This is a genomic window from Rothia sp. HMSC071B01, assembly GCF_001808945.1.
Classification (GTDB): Bacteria; Actinomycetota; Actinomycetes; order Actinomycetales; family Micrococcaceae; genus Rothia.
The window spans coordinates 603,818-620,777 of the sequence record NZ_KV795073.1 but is presented as its reverse complement, the minus strand read 5'-3'; the positions used below and the strand labels follow the sequence as shown (position 1 = coordinate 620,777).

At 57.1% G+C, this 16,960-nt stretch carries 12 protein-coding genes, 2 tRNA genes and 1 rRNA gene; 14 read left to right on the top strand and 1 reads right to left on the bottom strand.

Annotated features, from left to right (window positions below; all coding sequences use genetic code 11):
* Positions 1-44: 44 nt before the first annotated feature.
* Complete coding sequence (rpmH, locus tag HMPREF2527_RS07550; RefSeq protein WP_005504094.1) at positions 45-182, bottom strand: 50S ribosomal protein L34; 138 nt, start codon at positions 180-182, stop codon at positions 45-47.
* Positions 183-751: 569 nt separating this feature from the next.
* Here rpmH and dnaA point away from each other — a divergent pair.
* The 14 genes from dnaA (at position 752) to HMPREF2527_RS07480 (ending at position 16,901) form a co-directional block, all read left to right on the top strand.
* Entirely contained in the window at positions 752-2,449 is a 1,698-nt protein-coding gene (dnaA, locus tag HMPREF2527_RS07545) for a chromosomal replication initiator protein DnaA (protein ID WP_070507501.1), read from the top strand.
* 799 nt (positions 2,450-3,248) lie between these two features.
* Positions 3,249-4,373, top strand: a complete 1,125-nt coding sequence (gene dnaN, locus HMPREF2527_RS07540) for a DNA polymerase III subunit beta (RefSeq protein ID WP_070507499.1) — start codon at positions 3,249-3,251, stop codon at positions 4,371-4,373.
* Between the two features lie 207 nt (positions 4,374-4,580).
* A complete protein-coding gene (gene recF, locus HMPREF2527_RS07535) occupies positions 4,581-5,834 on the top strand; it encodes a DNA replication/repair protein RecF (protein WP_070507497.1) in 1,254 nt (417 codons plus the stop codon).
* A gap of 97 nt (positions 5,835-5,931) precedes the next feature.
* Entirely contained in the window at positions 5,932-6,522 is a 591-nt protein-coding gene (locus HMPREF2527_RS07530) for a DciA family protein (RefSeq protein WP_371440208.1), read from the top strand.
* A gap of 415 nt (positions 6,523-6,937) precedes the next feature.
* A complete protein-coding gene (gene gyrB, locus HMPREF2527_RS07525; RefSeq protein WP_070507493.1) occupies positions 6,938-8,968 on the top strand; it encodes a DNA topoisomerase (ATP-hydrolyzing) subunit B in 2,031 nt (676 codons plus the stop codon).
* Between the two features lie 79 nt (positions 8,969-9,047).
* On the top strand, positions 9,048-11,678 hold the full coding sequence (gene gyrA / locus HMPREF2527_RS07520) for a DNA gyrase subunit A (protein ID WP_070507491.1): 2,631 nt from the start codon (positions 9,048-9,050) through the stop codon (positions 11,676-11,678).
* Entirely contained in the window at positions 11,678-12,274 is a 597-nt protein-coding gene (locus HMPREF2527_RS07515; RefSeq protein WP_012902635.1) for a DUF3566 domain-containing protein, read from the top strand. The genes gyrA and HMPREF2527_RS07515 overlap by 1 nt, the downstream gene beginning before the upstream one ends.
* A gap of 184 nt (positions 12,275-12,458) precedes the next feature.
* Positions 12,459-12,532 (top strand) — tRNA-Ile (locus HMPREF2527_RS07510).
* Positions 12,533-12,676: 144 nt separating this feature from the next.
* Positions 12,677-12,749 (top strand) — tRNA-Ala (locus HMPREF2527_RS07505).
* A gap of 3 nt (positions 12,750-12,752) precedes the next feature.
* Positions 12,753-12,869: ribosomal RNA gene (rrf, locus tag HMPREF2527_RS07500) — 5S ribosomal RNA — on the top strand.
* A gap of 593 nt (positions 12,870-13,462) precedes the next feature.
* Positions 13,463-14,692 carry an inorganic phosphate transporter gene (locus HMPREF2527_RS07495; RefSeq protein WP_070507489.1) on the top strand — a complete coding sequence of 410 codons (1,230 nt, stop codon included), beginning with the start codon at positions 13,463-13,465 and terminating at the stop codon, positions 14,690-14,692.
* 2 nt (positions 14,693-14,694) lie between these two features.
* Positions 14,695-15,000, top strand: a complete 306-nt coding sequence (locus HMPREF2527_RS07490) for a hypothetical protein (RefSeq protein WP_005504112.1) — start codon at positions 14,695-14,697, stop codon at positions 14,998-15,000.
* A 50-nt stretch (positions 15,001-15,050) separates the two neighbouring features.
* Positions 15,051-15,503 carry a DUF3349 domain-containing protein gene (locus tag HMPREF2527_RS07485; RefSeq protein ID WP_012902638.1) on the top strand — a complete coding sequence of 151 codons (453 nt, stop codon included), beginning with the start codon at positions 15,051-15,053 and terminating at the stop codon, positions 15,501-15,503.
* 204 nt (positions 15,504-15,707) lie between these two features.
* The gene (locus tag HMPREF2527_RS07480; RefSeq protein ID WP_070507487.1) at positions 15,708-16,901 is read left to right on the top strand and encodes an acetamidase; all 1,194 of its coding nucleotides are present in this window, start codon (positions 15,708-15,710) and stop codon (positions 16,899-16,901) included.
* Positions 16,902-16,960 lie beyond the last annotated feature (59 nt).

Genomic DNA, 16,960 nt, shown 5'->3' with positions numbered 1-16,960 from the left:
CCCCGCCGATGCGTGTGCATCGGCGGGCGAACTATATGCCGTGATTAGGCCGAGAGCTTTGCGCGGCCCTTACCGCGGCGGCTCGACAGAATCGCGCGGCCTGCACGGGTACGCATACGCAGACGGAAGCCGTGCTTCTTAGCGCGACGGCGGTTGTTCGGCTGGAAAGTACGCTTGCTCATACTTTGTCTCCTTGATTTTTGCGGTTCGTGCCCTCACGGGTATCGGAACCGTACGCTTCTTGGTGCACGGAGGTACCGCGACTATTCGCAGTAGGCGGTGCACACACAACAGCACAACTTTAGAAGAGTGGAGGGCGTAAATCAAGTTCTTGACGCTTTTTTCCGCGTGATTCCGGGCTCGTTTGTGGCGTGGAGGCGGTGATCGCGGCGGGTGTACAGGCTGTGGAGACGCTACGTGCTCTTGGGACGTAAACCCGGGGATATTTACGGCAGTACGGTATCCACTACGGTGCATATCCCACCCAAACCCCCTACTACCACTAAGTTATCCACACCCTTGAGCTTTTGGAGTTTTCCGCTAAATATCAGGGAAGAAGACCTGTTATGCACTTAAATCCACCGCTTATCCACTTCTGTAATTACAAGTTTTCCACCGTGTGGAAAACTCTTGTGGATAACTTTCTCCCCCTGTGTATTAAGCGGGTAGAATCTTAATGACCTCGCGGTGGTTTCCGGCATGATTTCTTTACTGCACCACCGCTTCACATCGAGTGAAAGTAAAGAATTCCATGACCGACTCCCTTCAGGCGCGCTGGGCGCATCTGCTCTCCATTCTTGCCGCCGATCCGGCGGTGACGGCACGTCAGCGCGGTTTCGTGAATCTTGCGCAGCCTCAGGGATTGATGGGTTCTTCTCGCCTCATCATTGAGGTTCCGAATAAGCTCACCCGTGCGGTCTTTGAGGAGCAGATTAGCGCTTCGTTCCGTGCGGCTCTGCACGAGGCGTTTGGCCCGTCGACCACCGCGCTTTTCGATGTGAATGAGTCGATGATTCCGGTTGAACCTGCAAGTCAGGACGTTTTCCATGGTGAGCGTGAGGTTCCTGTCGAGCACCAGCCCGCCCCTTCGGTAGCGGCGGCTTCTGCGCATCCTGAGGCGCCCGCCGGTTCGCGCGCTTTTGAGTACTACACCGAGCCGCATCCGGGCCCTGACCATTACGAAGTGCCCGCCGATGAGCAGGTCACTCGTCCCTCCCTGCAGGCTTTGGAGGCGGAACGTGCCGGATTCCCCTCCGCGCAGCAGTCGGCGGCTCCTGTTGCGGGTGCGCCGGCGCCTCGCGAGTACCCGGCACCCACTTTCGTTCCGGACGCCCCGGCGGTACCGGAGGCCCAGCAGGTGCATCCGCATGAAGACCCGGAAAACGCGCCGACTTGGGATAGCTCTGCCCGTCTGAACCCGAACTACACCTTCGACACCTTCGTGATCGGTCAGTCCAACCGCTTTGCGCACGCGAGCGCTTTCGCGGTGGCGGAGCAGCCCGGCATTGTCTACAACCCGCTGTTCATCTACGGCGGTTCGGGTCTGGGTAAGACCCACCTGCTGCACGCAATCGGCCACTACACCAAGTATCTGTACCCGAATTTGCGGGTGCGCTACGTGAATTCTGAAGAGTTCACGAATGACTTCATTAACTCGATTCGTGACGATGAGGGTTCGTCGTTCAAGCAGATTTACCGCAATGTTGACGTTCTTCTGATTGACGATATCCAGTTTTTGGCGGGTAAAGAAGCAACGATGGAGGAGTTCTTCCATACGTTCAACGCCCTATACAACCACCAGAAGCAGATCGTGATTACCTCTGATTTGCCGCCGAAGCAGCTGACCGGTTTCGCTGAGCGTATGCGTTCGCGTTTCGGCTCGGGCCTGAACGTGGATGTGCAACCTCCGGAGCTGGAGACTCGTATCGCGATTCTGCGGAAGAAGGCTCAGAACGAGATTTTGCCGGTGCGCGATGACGTCATGGAGTACATTGCTTCCCATGTCACGGCTAACATTCGCGAGTTGGAGGGCGCTCTGATTCGTGCGAGCGCTGCCGCCTCGATGAAGAAGCCGCCGGAGCCCATTACCCTGGCTGAGGCTGAGACCTATCTGAAGGATTTGCTCTCTGATACCGGTGGTGCGGAGATTACGTCGGCGCTGGTTTTGGCGACGGTGGCGAAGTATTTTGATGTGTCCATTGAGGATATGCAGTCGAAGTCTCGCACCCGTACGCTCACGAATGCGCGCCAGGTGGCGATGTATCTTCTGCGTGAGCTGACCGAGATGTCCCTGCCGCGTATTGGTAACGATTTGGGCGGCCGCGACCATACGACGGTGATGCACGCGGTGCGTAAGGTGAGCGCGCAGATGGCGGAGCGTCAAACGATTTTCAATCAGGTGACTGAGCTGACGAATTTGATTCGCCAGGAGCAGCGCGCCGCCGGCTAGATGTGTTTTTGTCCCTGTCCCGTAGCTTATTTTGTGCCTCGACTAGGTGTTTTATAGGCTTCGGGGCAGGGTTTCACGCTGGATCCAAGATTTTAGCGACTCTGAAAGCTAGATTTTTGGGATGTGGATAAGCTGTGCTTTAACTCATGCGTTCGTGTGGACGTTAAGTGCATGAATATTCAAAAGGTGTGGAATCGAGGAAATGTATAAATATCCATACACAATGCATCCTCAGCGTTGAGTGGTTTCTTCCACTTAATGTCCACAGGCTACTTCCGCGTCATTGCAGGCAAGGAAGGGGTTTTCCACCGTTTCCACAAGCGTTAACAATACTACTGTACTTAAAGAAAAAGTCCTCCCCATAACAAGTAGTTCTGCTCGACCAACCGGGCTGTTTCAGGTTTTTCTGTGCACCCTTACTGAAAACGTAGATTTTCGCGGATTTGGATCGATAGCTGCACTCTATCTCTGGGTTTGGATTTGAAGGTTGGGTTTGAAGAAGAAACCAACACCGAACCATCACCTAATTCGAACCTGTTTTCGACTAGGTTTGATACGCCTTCCGCCTATCTTTGTAATTACAAAAATACAGTGACCCTACATGCCTCATCTCACCCGATTTTTCGCTGCAGGATCGACTTTCGAGTCTCTGTGTAATTACAAAATCCGGTAGGATGGATAGACGCGCGCGCGGAAGATTCACTGCGCATCAGAGCACGCGATATTTCCGGCTCTTTCGCCCATAAGCTTTACGTGCGCCCCAAAATGACTCTCCAATTCCGTGAAAGGCGCCTTCTCGATGAAATTCACCGTTGAACGCGATGTCCTTGCCGAAGCAGTCGGCTGGACGGCACGCTCACTTCCGCTGCGTCCCACCTCCCCCGTACTCAACGGTCTGCTGATTACCGCCTCCGCAGGTGAGGTCAGCATCGCAAGCTTCGATCACGAGACCAGCGCCCGTCAGGTCATTGCAGCCGATGTTGAAGCAGAAGGCGTGTGCCTGGTTCCCGGCAAGATCCTGGCAGAAATTTGCCGCTCCCTGCCGAACGCACCCGTCGAGTTCACTGCAGATGAGTCCGTGATTCGTATTCACTGCCGTTCCGCTAACTTCCAGCTGGCTGGCATGCCGGTCGTGGACTACCCCGAGCTTCCCGAGCTTCCTGAAATTTCAGGTACCGTGGACGGCGCCGAATTCGCTGAAGCCGTCAAGCAGGTTCAGATTGCTGTGTCCAAGGATGAGACCCTGCCGCTGCTGACCGGTATCCGCGTTGAAATCAATGGCGACACCATGACCCTGCTCGCCACCGACCGCTACCGCCTGGCAATGCGCGAGATTAAATGGAACCCGCGTAACCCCGATGTTCAGGCGGCTGTGCTGCTGAAGGCTAAGACCGTCTCTGAGGTCGGTAGCACCCTCTCCGGTTCCGGTGAGCTGTCTATCGCCCTGCCCGCAGCGGGTGAGCTGATCGGCTTCGCAGCGGGTACCCGCCGCACCACCAGCGTCCTGATGGACGGCGACTACCCCAACATCCGTGCGCTGTTCCCCGAGCAGACCCCGATTCACGCGGTGGTTCGCACCTCCGACCTGGCTGAGGCTGCTCGCCGTATCTCCCTAGTGGCGGAGCGTAACACTCCCCTGCGTCTGAAGTTCACTCAGGGTTCGGTTGCTATTGATGCCGGCCGCGGTGATGAGGCTCAGGCGTCCGAGACTCTGCAGGCTCACCTGTCCGGCGATGACATCACCGTTGCGTACAACCCCGCCTACCTCTTGGATGGTTTGAAGGTTTTCGGTACTGAGTTCGTTCGTTTCTCCTTCACCGATGCGCCGAAGCCCGCCGTGATTTCCGGTCAGAACGAGCCTCTAGCTGAGGATGACCGCAACTACCGTTACCTGCTGATGCCGGTCCGCCTACCGTCGAACTAGTTTCAGCCTTTGCCGCCCCGTACGTCTTTCGGTGCCCTGTGTGCCGCGAGTATGTGCGGGGTTGCGCTGTTTTTCTGTGCTCGTCCGCGCGGAAAAACCTAGTATTGTGACCTCTCGCGGTGCCCTCCAGCCGGGTGCTGTGAAGCCCCCTAACTAAGAACCTCCAGCTAAGAACCCGCGTATGAACCCCCGTGAAAGGAGCTTCCGGTGTATATCGATCATATTTCGTTGTTGGATTACCGCACCTACGCTCTGCTGAGCCTGCCTCTTTCGGCGGGAGTTACGGTGTTTCTGGGCTCGAATGGTGTGGGGAAAACCAATATTGTTGAGGCGATCGACTATGCGGCGTCGCTATCTTCGCACCGCGTGAGCCATGACGGGCCGCTGGTGCGGATGGGTGCTTCGCGCGCCTATATTCGCACCCGTACGGTGCGCGGTTCGCAGCAGACGGTGACCGAGTTTGAGATTGCTCCGGGGCAGAGTAACCGAGTGCGCATTAATCGTGCCGCGCCGGTGCGTGCCAAGGAGGCGCTGGGTATTGCCCGCACGGTGCTGTTCTCCCCGGAGGACCTTCAACTGGTGAAGGGGGACCCTGCGGGTCGTCGTCGTTTTGTGGATGAACTGGCTATCTCTTTGCGTCCGGTGGTCGCTGGCTACCGTAGCGAGTATGAGCGGATTTTGCGGCAGCGTAATTCGCTGCTGAAATCCATGCAGCGTAAGGCGCGGGACGAGAACGCTTTGAGTACGCTCTCGGTGTGGGATGAGCAGCTGTCGACTCTGGGCGCCCAGTTGCTTTCTGCGCGTTTTCGTCTGCTGCAGCGTTTTTTGCCGCAGCTTCGCCGCGCCTACGCGGGGCTGACGGACGGCTCTAAAGAGGTCGGTTTCAACTATGAGTCGACTGTTTTTTCGAGCATGGGCGAGCGCTCAATCGAGCATGCGGCACTGATGCGCATTGAGGACCTCAAGGAGGCTTTGATGCGCGGTTTTGCGGAGCGTCGGCGCGATGAGATTGAGCGCGGCGTGACCCTGGTGGGTCCGCATCGTGAGGATATTACCCTGCTGCTCGGTGGTATGCCGGTGAAGCATTTTGCCTCGCACGGCGAGAGCTGGTCTTTTGCGCTGGCGCTGAAACTGGCGTCCTGGTTTGTGCATGTTGAGGATGATTCCTCGGCGGGTTCTTCGCCGATTCTGATTCTTGATGATGTGTTTGCGGAGCTTGATTCTGCGCGCCGCCACCGCCTGGGTGCGATGGTTGCCGACGCGGAGCAGGTACTGATTACCTGTGCGGTGCTCAGCGATATTCCGGAGGAGCTGGGCGACTACCGCCTGGTGTCGGTGACGGCGGGGCACGCCGAGTATGTGCAGCCTGCCGCTGGTCCTGCCACCGACTCTGTCACTGGCTCTGTGGGGCAGTCGAGCTCGACCGCTTCTGCGCTCGCGGAGGGCGGCGGCGATGAGTAACCCCGTCCACCCTCAAAACCATGTTTCACGTGAAACATTCGATGAGTTCACGGAACCGCAGTTTGCGGAGCCTCAAAACCCACGCGAGGTTGACGGCGTGGGTGAGTTCTACCGTGACGAGGTGGATGCCCCCTCCGCCCTGCTGACCCGCATGCGAGTGGCGGCCCAAGAACGCGGCGAGGCGCCCCTGAACGCCTTCTCGGCGAATAAAATCATGCGCGATTTTGGTGCGGTCATGTCTGGTACCGCCTCGAAGAAGAAATCACGGCGAGCGCAGGGCTGGGACCCCCGCGTTATGGGTGGTTATAGCGGCCCCGGAGAGAGCTCTCGCGACCCCAAACCCCTTGGCGGCATCGTCAGTGCCCTGATTCGTTCTCGCGGCTGGAAAGAACCCGTGGCAGTCTCTAGCGTGCTGGCTCGCTGGGCTGAGCTAGTGGGTCCTGAAATCGCGGCGCACACCCGCCCAGTCAGCTTCGAAAACTCCATTGTTGAAGTCCAGTGCGACTCTACCGCCTGGACGACTCAGCTGCGCCTGATGCACGGGCACCTCATTGAACTGTTCCGCCGCGAACTGGGTGAAGGTGTCGTAGCTCAGGTTCGAGTACTGGGTCCGAACAACGGACGCTGGAATCAGCGAGGCTATCGGCGCGCCACCGGCATGCGCGGTGTGCGCGACACCTATGGGTAATCTCCTGATCCCCTCTGACCCTCCAGCACCTTCTGATTGAACGGTATTAGGTCAAAATAGGCCTTTTTCTGCACGCAATGAAAGCTATAGAAGCGCCGGCAATCCCCACAAGGCTGTGAACTGTACCCCCTACCTCAAGAGGGGGTTGACCCACTCTAAACCGCCTTTGCGGGCTTTTGAGCGGGTGATAGCCCTCAAAAAGCTCAATAAATGACGCCTGCAGATGGTTTTATGCTCTCTTGCTCGGTAAAATAAAAGAGACAATGCGTAAAGTGTGTCCACCTATGGGCACCACCGGCAGCGCGGGTTGTGCAGGCACTTTCCTGTGCCCTCTGTGAGGCGTTCTAGGCTCCGCTCTTGGCTACCCGTAACTTTTCTTCGCCGGTTGCATCATCTACTCAAGGAGTTCTGCCTCGTGGCATCTGAACAGAATGCATCTGAACAGCAGCATGAATACGGTGCATCCGATATTACCGTGCTGGAAGGTCTGGAAGCGGTTCGTAAGCGCCCCGGCATGTACATTGGCTCGACCACTGAGCGCGGTCTGCACCACCTGGTCTACGAGGTCGTAGATAACTCGGTCGACGAAGCGCTCGCCGGCTACGCCTCCAAAATTGACGTGACCATCCAGGCTGATGGTGCTGTTCGCGTACAGGATGACGGCCGCGGTATTCCCGTGGATGAGCACCCCACCGAGCACAAGTCCACCGTTGAGGTCGTCATGACCGTGCTGCACGCTGGCGGTAAGTTTGGCGGCGGCGGCTACTCCGTTTCCGGTGGTCTGCATGGCGTGGGTATCTCCGTGGTGAACGCGCTGTCTACCCGTGTGATTACTGAGGTGCACCGCCAGGGCTACGCATGGCATATTTCCTTCTCCAACGGCGGTGTGCCGGATGGTCCCCTGCGCCGCGGTGAGCCTTCCGATAAGACCGGTACTATTCAGACGTTCTACCCGGATCCGGAAATTTTTGAGACCGTCGAGTTCGACTTTGAGACTCTGCGCGCTCGCTTCCAGCAGATGGCGTTCCTGAACAAGGGCCTGACCATCACCCTGACCGATGAGCGTGAGAAGTTCGTCGGTGACGAGGTTGCCGAAGAGGAGAAGGAAAACACCCTCAACCGCGTGCGTGCGAACGCTGACGGTTTCACGACCGTCACTTACCGTTACGACAACGGCCTGTTCGACTACGTGCACTTCCTCAACGCCGGCGCGAAGACCATCGTGAACGAGGAGATTGTCTCCTTCGAGTCCGAAGACACCGACCGCAACATGAGCCTGGAAGTGGCAATGCAGTGGACCGGTGCGTACAAGGAATCCGTCTACTCGTACGCGAACACGATTAACACCCACGAGGGTGGTACCCACGAAGAGGGTTTCCGTGCCGCTCTGACCTCCCTGGTGAACCGTTACGCACGCGAGAACAAGCTGCTGCGCGATAAGGACGATAACCTCACCGGTGAAGACGTACGTGAGGGTCTGACCGCGGTCATTTCGATTAAGATTTCTGAGCCGCAGTTCGAGGGTCAGACCAAGACCAAGCTGGGTAACTCTGAAGCGAAGTCCTTCACCCAGCGCGAGGTGAACGATCACCTCAGCGACTGGTTCGGTCGTAACCCCGCGGTGGCGAAGGATATCGTTCGCCGTGCAATCACCGCCGCTCAGGCGCGTATTGCAGCCCGTAAGGCTCGTGAGACCACCCGCCGCAAGGGTCTGCTGGAGACCAGCTCCATGCCCGGTAAGCTCAAGGACTGCTCCTCGAAGGACCCGTCGATTTCTGAGATTTACCTGGTGGAGGGTGACTCTGCGGGTGGTTCGGCTGTTCAGGGTCGCAACCCGAACACTCAGGCTATTCTGCCGCTGCGCGGTAAGATCCTGAACGTTGAGCGCGCTCGCCTGGACCGTGCCCTGTCCAATGCTGAAATTCAGGCGATGATTACCGCTTTCGGTACCGGCATCGGTGACGACTTCGATATTGAGAAGGCACGCTACCACAAGATCGTTCTGATGGCGGATGCGGACGTCGATGGCCAGCATATTACGACTCTGCTGCTGACTCTGCTCTTCCGCTTTATGCGTCCGCTGATTGAGGCGGGTTACGTGTACCTGGCTCAGCCGCCGCTGTATCGCATCAAGTGGTCGAACGCTCCGCACGACTACGTGTACTCGGACGCTGAGCGTGATGAGGCTCTGGCTCGTGGCGCGGCGAAGAACCTGCGCCTGCCCAAGGATAACGGTATTCAGCGTTACAAGGGTCTGGGCGAGATGGACTACACCGAGCTGTGGGATACCACCATGGATCCGGCTCGCCGCACCCTGCTACAGGTGAAGATGGAAGACGCAGCGGCGGCTGACCAGATCTTCTCTGTTCTGATGGGCGAGGACGTTGAAGCTCGCCGTGAGTTTATCCAGCAGAACGCAAAGGACATTCGATTCCTCGATATCTAGCCCGAAACGGCATATGCCCCGTATGGAATATGCCAAATGAGCTATATAGCCGAGCGAGTCATTGAGGAATGAGAAAGTAATGAGCGAAGAACAGCAGAATAAATCCACTGAGGTTGATGTAGTTAGCAACGGTGGCGCTGAAAATGTAGACCACCACGGTCACATTGAACAGGTGGACCTGCAGACCGAAATGCAGCGTTCCTACCTGGACTACGCAATGGCGGTTATTATTGGCCGCGCCCTGCCGGATGTGCGTGACGGCCTCAAGCCCGTGCACCGCCGCGTGATCTACGCGATGTACGACGGCGGCTACCGCCCGGACCGATCCTTCAATAAGTGCGCCCGCGTGGTCGGCGACGTGATGGGTCAGTTCCACCCCCACGGCGATGTCGCTATCTACGACACTCTGGTGCGTCTGATTCAGAGCTGGATTATGCGTTACCCGCTGGCTCTGGGTCAGGGTAACTTCGGCTCCCCCGGTAACGACGGTGCTGCAGCGCCTCGATACACCGAGACCAAGATGGCTCCCATTGCTCTTGAGATGGTGCGTGACATCAACGAAGACACCGTTGATTTCCAGCCCAACTATGACGGCAAGTCCCTGGAGCCTACCGTTCTACCCGCGCGCATCCCGAACCTGCTGGTCAACGGTTCTTCGGGTATTGCTGTGGGTATGGCGACCAATATTCCGCCGCATAACCTGCGTGAGGTTGCCGAGGGTGTGGAGTGGTTCCTGAAGAACCCGCACGCCACCAACGAGGAGCTGCTAAACGCTCTGATGGCGCGCATTAAGGGCCCCGATTTCCCGACCGGTGCGCAGATTCTGGGCACCAAGGGCATTGAGGATGCGTACCGTACTGGCCGCGGCTCTATCACCATGCGCGCGGTGGTCAACGTGGAGGAAATCCACGGTCGCACCTGCCTTGTGGTGACCGAGCTGCCGTACCAGGCGAACCCGGATAACCTGGCGATTAAGATTGCTGAGCTCATCAAGGACGGTAAGGTCACCGGCATCGCGGATCTTCGCGATGAGACTTCGGGCCGTACCGGTCAGCGCCTGGTGATTGTGCTCAAGCGTGATGCTTCCCCGAAGGTTGTGCTGAACAACCTGTACAAGCACACCCAGCTGCAGGAGAACTTCTCCGCGAATATGCTCGCCATTGTTGATGGTGTGCCGCGTACCCTGTCCCTGGACGCGTTTGTGCGTCACTGGGTGGATCACCAGATGGACGTTATCGTTCGTCGTACCCGTTACCGTCTGCGTCAGGCGGAGGAAGAGGCGCACATCCTGCGTGGCCTGCTGAAGGCTCTGGATGCTCTGGATGAGGTTATTGCCCTGATTCGCCGCTCCCCCACCGCTGATGAGGCGCGTAGCGGCCTGATGGAGTTCTTGCAGATTGATGAGGCTCAGGCTCAGGCAATTCTGAACATGCAGCTGCGTCGTTTGGCTGCTTTGGAGCGTCAGAAGATTCAGGATCGTCACGATGAGCTGATGCGCATGATCGCTGAGTACAACGCGATTATTGCTTCGGAGACTCGCCAGCGCGAGATTATCTCTGAGGAGCTGGGCGAGATTGTGAACCGCTACGGCGATGAGCGTCGCACCCAGATTATGTACGGCTACAACGGCGACATGTCCATGGAAGACCTCATCCCCGAGGAAGAGGTCGTGGTCACGATTACTCGCGGCGGCTACATTAAGCGCACCCGCAGTGATCAGTACCGTAGCCAGCACCGCGGCGGTAAGGGCATTAAGGGTGCCTCCCTGCGCGGTGACGATGTGGTGGAGCACTTCTTTGTGACGACCACGCACAGCTGGATTCTTTTCTTCACGAATCTGGGTCGCGTGTACCGTGCGAAGGGTTACGAGCTGCAGGAAGCCGGTCGTGACGCGAAGGGTCAGCACATTGCGAACCTGCTGGAGTTCCAGGGCGGTGAGCATATTGCTCAGGTGATGGAGCTGAAGAGCTATGAGGATGCTGAGTACCTGGTGCTTGCTACTCGCGGCGGCATGGTGAAGAAGAGCCGCCTGAGCGATTACGATACGAACCGTACTGCCGGCCTGATTGCGATTAACCTGCGTGAGGGCGATGAGGTTGTTTCGGCGTTCACCGTTTCGGATAAGGACGATATTCTGCTGGTGTCGCGTAACGGTATGTCGCTACGCTTCCACGCTGATGATGCGTCGTTGCGCCCGATGGGTCGTTCGACCTCCGGTGTGACCGGTATGAAGTTCCGTGAGGGCGACGAGCTGATTTCTGCGAATGTGGTTACTGAGGGTTCCTTCGTCTTCGTGGTCACTGAGGGTGGTTACGCGAAGCGTACGAGCGTGGATGAGTACCGCGTGCAGGGCCGTAACGGCTTCGGCATTAAGGTTGCTAAGCTAGTTGAGGATCGTGGCGCCCTGGTGGGTGGCCTCATTGTGGACGAAGAGGACGAGGTGCTGGTGGTTATGGCCAGCGGCAAGGTCGTTCGTTCTAACGTGAATGAGGTTCCTGCGAAGGGACGCGATACTATGGGTGTTATCTTTGCAAAGCCCGGTAAGGGCGATTCTATTATTGGTGTTGCACGCAACCAGGATCGTCAGCTGGATGATAGCGACGATGAAACCACTGAGAACACCGAGGCTTCGGAGTCTTCTGAGGCGCCCGGTACGGACAACGAGGGTGAAGCGGCGGCTGCCGATCTCACCGCTACTGGAGGTAACTAATGAGCAGCACTCCCGCGAGCTCCTCTCCTGCGTCGGCACAGCGTTCGGCGTCGGCTGGTGCATCTAAGTCTTCGGGTGCGGCTAAGGCTGGCGCGCGTCGCCCGGCTCAGGCGCGTTCGGGCCAGGCTCGTCCTGGCGGTACCGCTAAGCGTCCTGTCGGCAAGCGCCCTGTAAACGCTAAGCGTCCGACCGGTTCGCGCCGTCAGCTGGTGCGTCCGGCGCCGCGTTCGAAGATTCGTCGTGCGCGTCTGGTGGTTCAGAAGGTTGATACGTGGTCGGTTGCTAAGCTGATCTTCCTGCTGTCTATTGCCCTGGGTATCGTGACCGTCGTGGCTTCGGTGATTCTCTGGCTGTTCCTGCAGGCTTCTGGTGCGTTTACCGGTGTGAACCAGCTGATTAGCTCGCTGGGTACCGGTTCGACCACTGTGGATATTTCGCAGATGATTTCGCTGGGTCAGGTTGCTTTGGTGACTACTATTTTTGCTGTGGTCAACACTGTGGTCTTTACTCTGCTGGGTATGATTGGCGCGATTCTGTACAACCTGGCTGCGAAGCTGGTTGGTGGCGTGACCTTGACTCTGAGTGATGAGTCCTAGTTTGTAGCTTTTGAGCTTTGTGTGCGGGCGGTTCTCCTCTGGATTGAGGTGGTGCCGCCCGTTCTGCATGCTTAGGAACCTCGCAACAGTAAATGTGATGCAGAACATGCTTTTTCGATTTGGTGTTACCCTCAAACACCTGTATAGTTATATCTCGTTCTACGGAAGAAATTCCGCAGAAGGAGGGCGTATAGCTCAGACGGTTAGAGCGCTTCGCTGATAACGAAGAGGTCCCAAGTTCGATTCTTGGTACGCCCACTCCACACTATGAAAGGCAATAATGAAGAAATTATTGATTCTTGCTGTTCTTTCGTGTGTCACTGTGGTGGTCTTGAAGAAGTACCAGAGCAATGAAGTCGTAAAGGCTTGGGAAAATAACTAAACAGTGGTTTCCGCTGAGACGGGGGCGTGGCGCAATTGGTAGCGCATCTGCTTTGCAAGCAGAGGGTTAGGGGTTCGAGTCCCCTCGCCTCCACTTTCCGGTGATTATAGCAAGAGGGAAACGCCTGGTTCCATTCCGAACCCAGAAGCTAAGACTCTTCGCGCCGATGGTACTGCACTTTTGTGGGTGTGGGAGAGTAGGTCATCGCCGGTTTATTTTTGAAAAAGACCCCGTATCGAAAGATGCGGGGTCTTTTGTTATATTCGCTGATGCGAGTGGCAGATTCGGCATGGGCGCCTCGTGAAGCTGGCGTATTGTGCGCGCTACGAATTGGCAGCTGGGGCTGTTCCTTCTCGACGCTCAAGCGTGCGCCGCTATAGAAAACCAGCTACCGCAGAGAACTTGTGCCGCCGAAACCCCAGTACTGTAACCCCAGTGCCGCAAAAACCCACAGGGGCATCCTGTACGGGTAGCTTGGTGATCCAAATGAGGTCTGAATAATAAAGGTGTGTCACAAAAAGAAAGCTGGGAGGTTCCTGAAAGTGAACACTTGGTGAACACACTTTAGGCTCTTGATGGATATAATCACCCTTCTCCCCCGCACTCTCGCATAAGCCACATAAACCAACTTAAGCATTCCGATAGGTGCACCCTTTTTTCCGCGGAATATCGGGAGAGTTTCCCCTGAAATATGGGCTCTATAGTAAAACCCTCACGGAAACCCGCTCAATACTGTGGGTTTATCTGTTATTTCGTGTTAATTCGGAATACTTTAGATTTCGCGAAAACCGACAGATAATTTTCTTGTGACTACAGAACTCATTATTCTCGTGATCGTGGTGCTGACCGCGCTCGCCTTCGACTTTACGAATGGCTTCCACGACACCGGCAACGCGATGGCAACCTCCATCGCCACCGGTGCGCTGAAGCCTAAGACCGCCGTGGCGCTGTCTGCGTCCCTGAACCTCGTTGGCGCGTTCCTCTCTGTTGAGGTGGCGCGTTCGGTCGGTAGCGGCATCGTGAACCTGGACCGTATCGATGTAACAACGGACGGTCCGGCATTGATGCTCATCGTCTTTACCGGTCTGGTGGGCGGTATCCTCTGGAATGTTTTGACCTGGCTTCTGGGTCTTCCCTCCTCCTCCTCGCACGCTCTGTTCGGTGGCCTGATTGGTTCGGCTATTGTCGCGATCGGCTTTGACGGCGTGCAGTGGATGGGCGTTCTGTCCAAGATTATTGTTCCCGCGGTCCTCTCCCCCGTCATTGCGGCTATTGTGGCGGCAACCGGCACTTGGCTGGTTTACCGTATTGCTGCCCCGGTGGCTGACGACCGTAAGCACGGCGGTTTCCGCAAGGGACAGGTTGCGACCGCATCCCTGATGTCTCTGGCGCACGGTACCAACGATGCACAGAAGACCATGGGCGTGATCTTCCTGGCTCTGGTTGCTTCGGGTACTCTGCGCAACGATGACGCGATCCCCCTGTGGGTGAAGGCTTCCTGCGCTATCGCTATTGCTCTGGGTACTTACCTGGGCGGTTGGCGCATTATCCGCACCCTCGGTAAGGGCATCGTTGAGGTTGACACCCCGCAGGGCGTTGCCGCTGACGGTGCATCTGCTGCGATTATTCTGACTTCCTCCCACTTCGGTATGGCACTGTCCACCACTCACGTGGCGTCCGGCTCGATTCTGGGTAGTGGCCTGGGCCGTAAGGGTGCTGAGGTGCGCTGGTCTGTTGCTGGCCGCATGGTGGTTGCTTGGCTGATTACTCTGCCGGCTGCCGCGATTGTGGGTGCTCTGACCTGGCTGATTGGTCATGGCCTGAATGCTCTGACCGGTACCCAGTTCATTGGCGAAATGACCGTGTTCGCTTTGCTGGTAGTCTTCTGCTTCCTGATGTGGCGTCATTCCCAGAAGGACAACATTGACGCTTCGAACGTGACTGGCGACTGGGATGAAAAGGAAGGCGCTGCAGTCACCAGCGCTGAGGCATCCGCAGAAGCCCAGACCCTTGCTACTGGGAAGGCAGGTTCGTAGTCGTGGAATATCTGATTGACATTGTGAACAAGGTTATTCCGGTGCTGATTGCCGGTTTGTTCTTTGGTGCGGGCCTTCCGGCGCTCTATGCGCTGGGTCTGCGTATGCTGGCTGGTCGTACCGAGTACACCGCGGACGGCAAGCTGGTTGAAATTGAGCCTCCGGGAACGGCGGCGAAGATTGCTGCGTTCTGCATTTTTGCTATTATCGTAGCAATCGTAATCATCGGTATTCTCTGGGTCGCTAAGGACTTTATCGACCACACTTTCGGCTGGAATATCTTCGGCGTAACCGGTGGAGGCCACTAATCCCGTGAACACTAAATTGCATATAATGACTGCTTCGAAGGAGGGGCTCGATGCCTGATAAGAGCATGATCTCTCGAGTAATCGACTGGCTGAGCGTCGGGTATCCCAAGGATGTTCCGGTGCAGGACCGCGCGGCAGTGATGGCTATTTTGAAGATGCGTCTGACCGATGAGCAGCTGCAGGAAGTTGTTCGCCAGCTCATGCAGTCTCGTGCTGCTCGTGGCGAGGCGTATGTGAGCGACCAGCGCATTAATGAGTACATTCGTCGAGTGGTGGATCATACCCCGACCCCGCAGGATATTGACCGCGTCGCTAAGATTCTTGGTGCGCACGGCTTCCTGATTGCGGAGAACCACGTGAATGAGGACGCGGAGCCTACGGCTGGCGGTACCGAGTACGTGACCTACGATGATCCGACGACCGGTGAGATTCGTATCGCTGAGTTGGCTGCTGAATCGGCTAACATTCCGGCTCCGAACGCTACTGCTGCGCAGGACGACTAAATAGCCTGCGGTGAGAGTTGAGAACTCTCATGAAGCTTGTGACCTATGGGGTGGACTGAAGTCCACCCCATAGGTTTTCTTTATGCCCTTCGAATGCTGCGCCGCGGGTTGTCAGCTCACCCATAGGTGCGGGCGGTATCCTAGAGAGACTCACTCCCTCAAACTAATGGCGGGCTTTGTGCTCGCCCTAAAACTGGAGAATCTGTGTCTTCTTCACCTACTCCTGAACCCGAAAACTCTCACCTTACGTCCACTCAAGAACCCTCTCAGAGCGTTTCTGAGACGGCACCCGTCGCCGCTGAGGAATCCTCCGCTAAGAGCTCCTCAACCCGTGTTGATGCCGCTAAAGAGGCTATTGTCGAGCAGGCGCGCCGCCTCGTGGTTCCTCGCCGTTCCCTGCTTCTGACCGGTGGCGTGATTGCTGCCGCCGGGGTGCTTGCCGCGATGCCTCAGATTGCAGCGACCGGTGTTCTGGGTGAGGACGCGGCGGCGGTGGTTTCAAACGAGAAGCTGCTGGCACGCCGTGAGCGTCTGGTTCGCGAGAATATTGATACCCGCTACCTGAAGATTGAGTCGCTGGGGCGTATCTATGTGGGTAAGGGCCGTAGTGAACAGGACCTGCGCCTGGTGGGTTCTTTCTCTCTCACGGAGGATGCACAAGCCGATTTGGCAGCGGCGGCTACGGCTCTGACGAACCTGTCTGTCTACGGTTCTTTGCACCGGCTGAGCGTCACCTACGGTGGCGTGGACTCGGCGAATGACCCGCAGAACGTTGCTAACACCGCTACGGATGCTCCGGCGAGCCCGCTGCGTGTCAATGATTCAGCACCCCTGAAGGAAGAGCAGTGGCTGAAGGTGCTGGCTGCTAACGCGGCGTTGGGAACTAATGTGAGCTATGCGCAGGTGGGTCTGCTGGCGGATGAGTTGCGCCTGAATGCCGTTGTGATTGATGAGAACTATGAATCCCTGCTGAAGCGTTTCCGCTCCCTGGCTGAGCTGGATCTGAAGAACGAGCGGGTGCAGCAGATTCACCTGAATATTCAGTTGGCTCCGGAGAAGGCAGTAACCCTGCCCTCGGGTGCGCAGTCGAAGGTTTCGGTGAGTGTTGCGGAGTCTTCGCGTGTGGCAACGGTGGCTGATGTGCTATCGAAGGCCGCCACGAGGAAGGAGCTGAATACCCTGGCATCGTTCTCGCTGGTGTGGAATGCCCGTGAAAAGTACCCCTCAGCGAGCCAGTGGGATGCTTTCAAGCTGGGCTTCAAGGGACCGGAGTCGAAGGAGGAGTCCGCGAAGGAGGCGCAACGTACCGCGGTTCGTAAATATCTGCAGGAAGTGAGTGGCCCCCTGCAGGCTCTAACGAAGCGGGAGGCGACAGTGCCGGGTGAGGTGATTACCTAAGCCCTTCAGGGGTGTGATGGGTCTAACTAAAAAAATACGCCTGAGGATTTGGCGAAGCC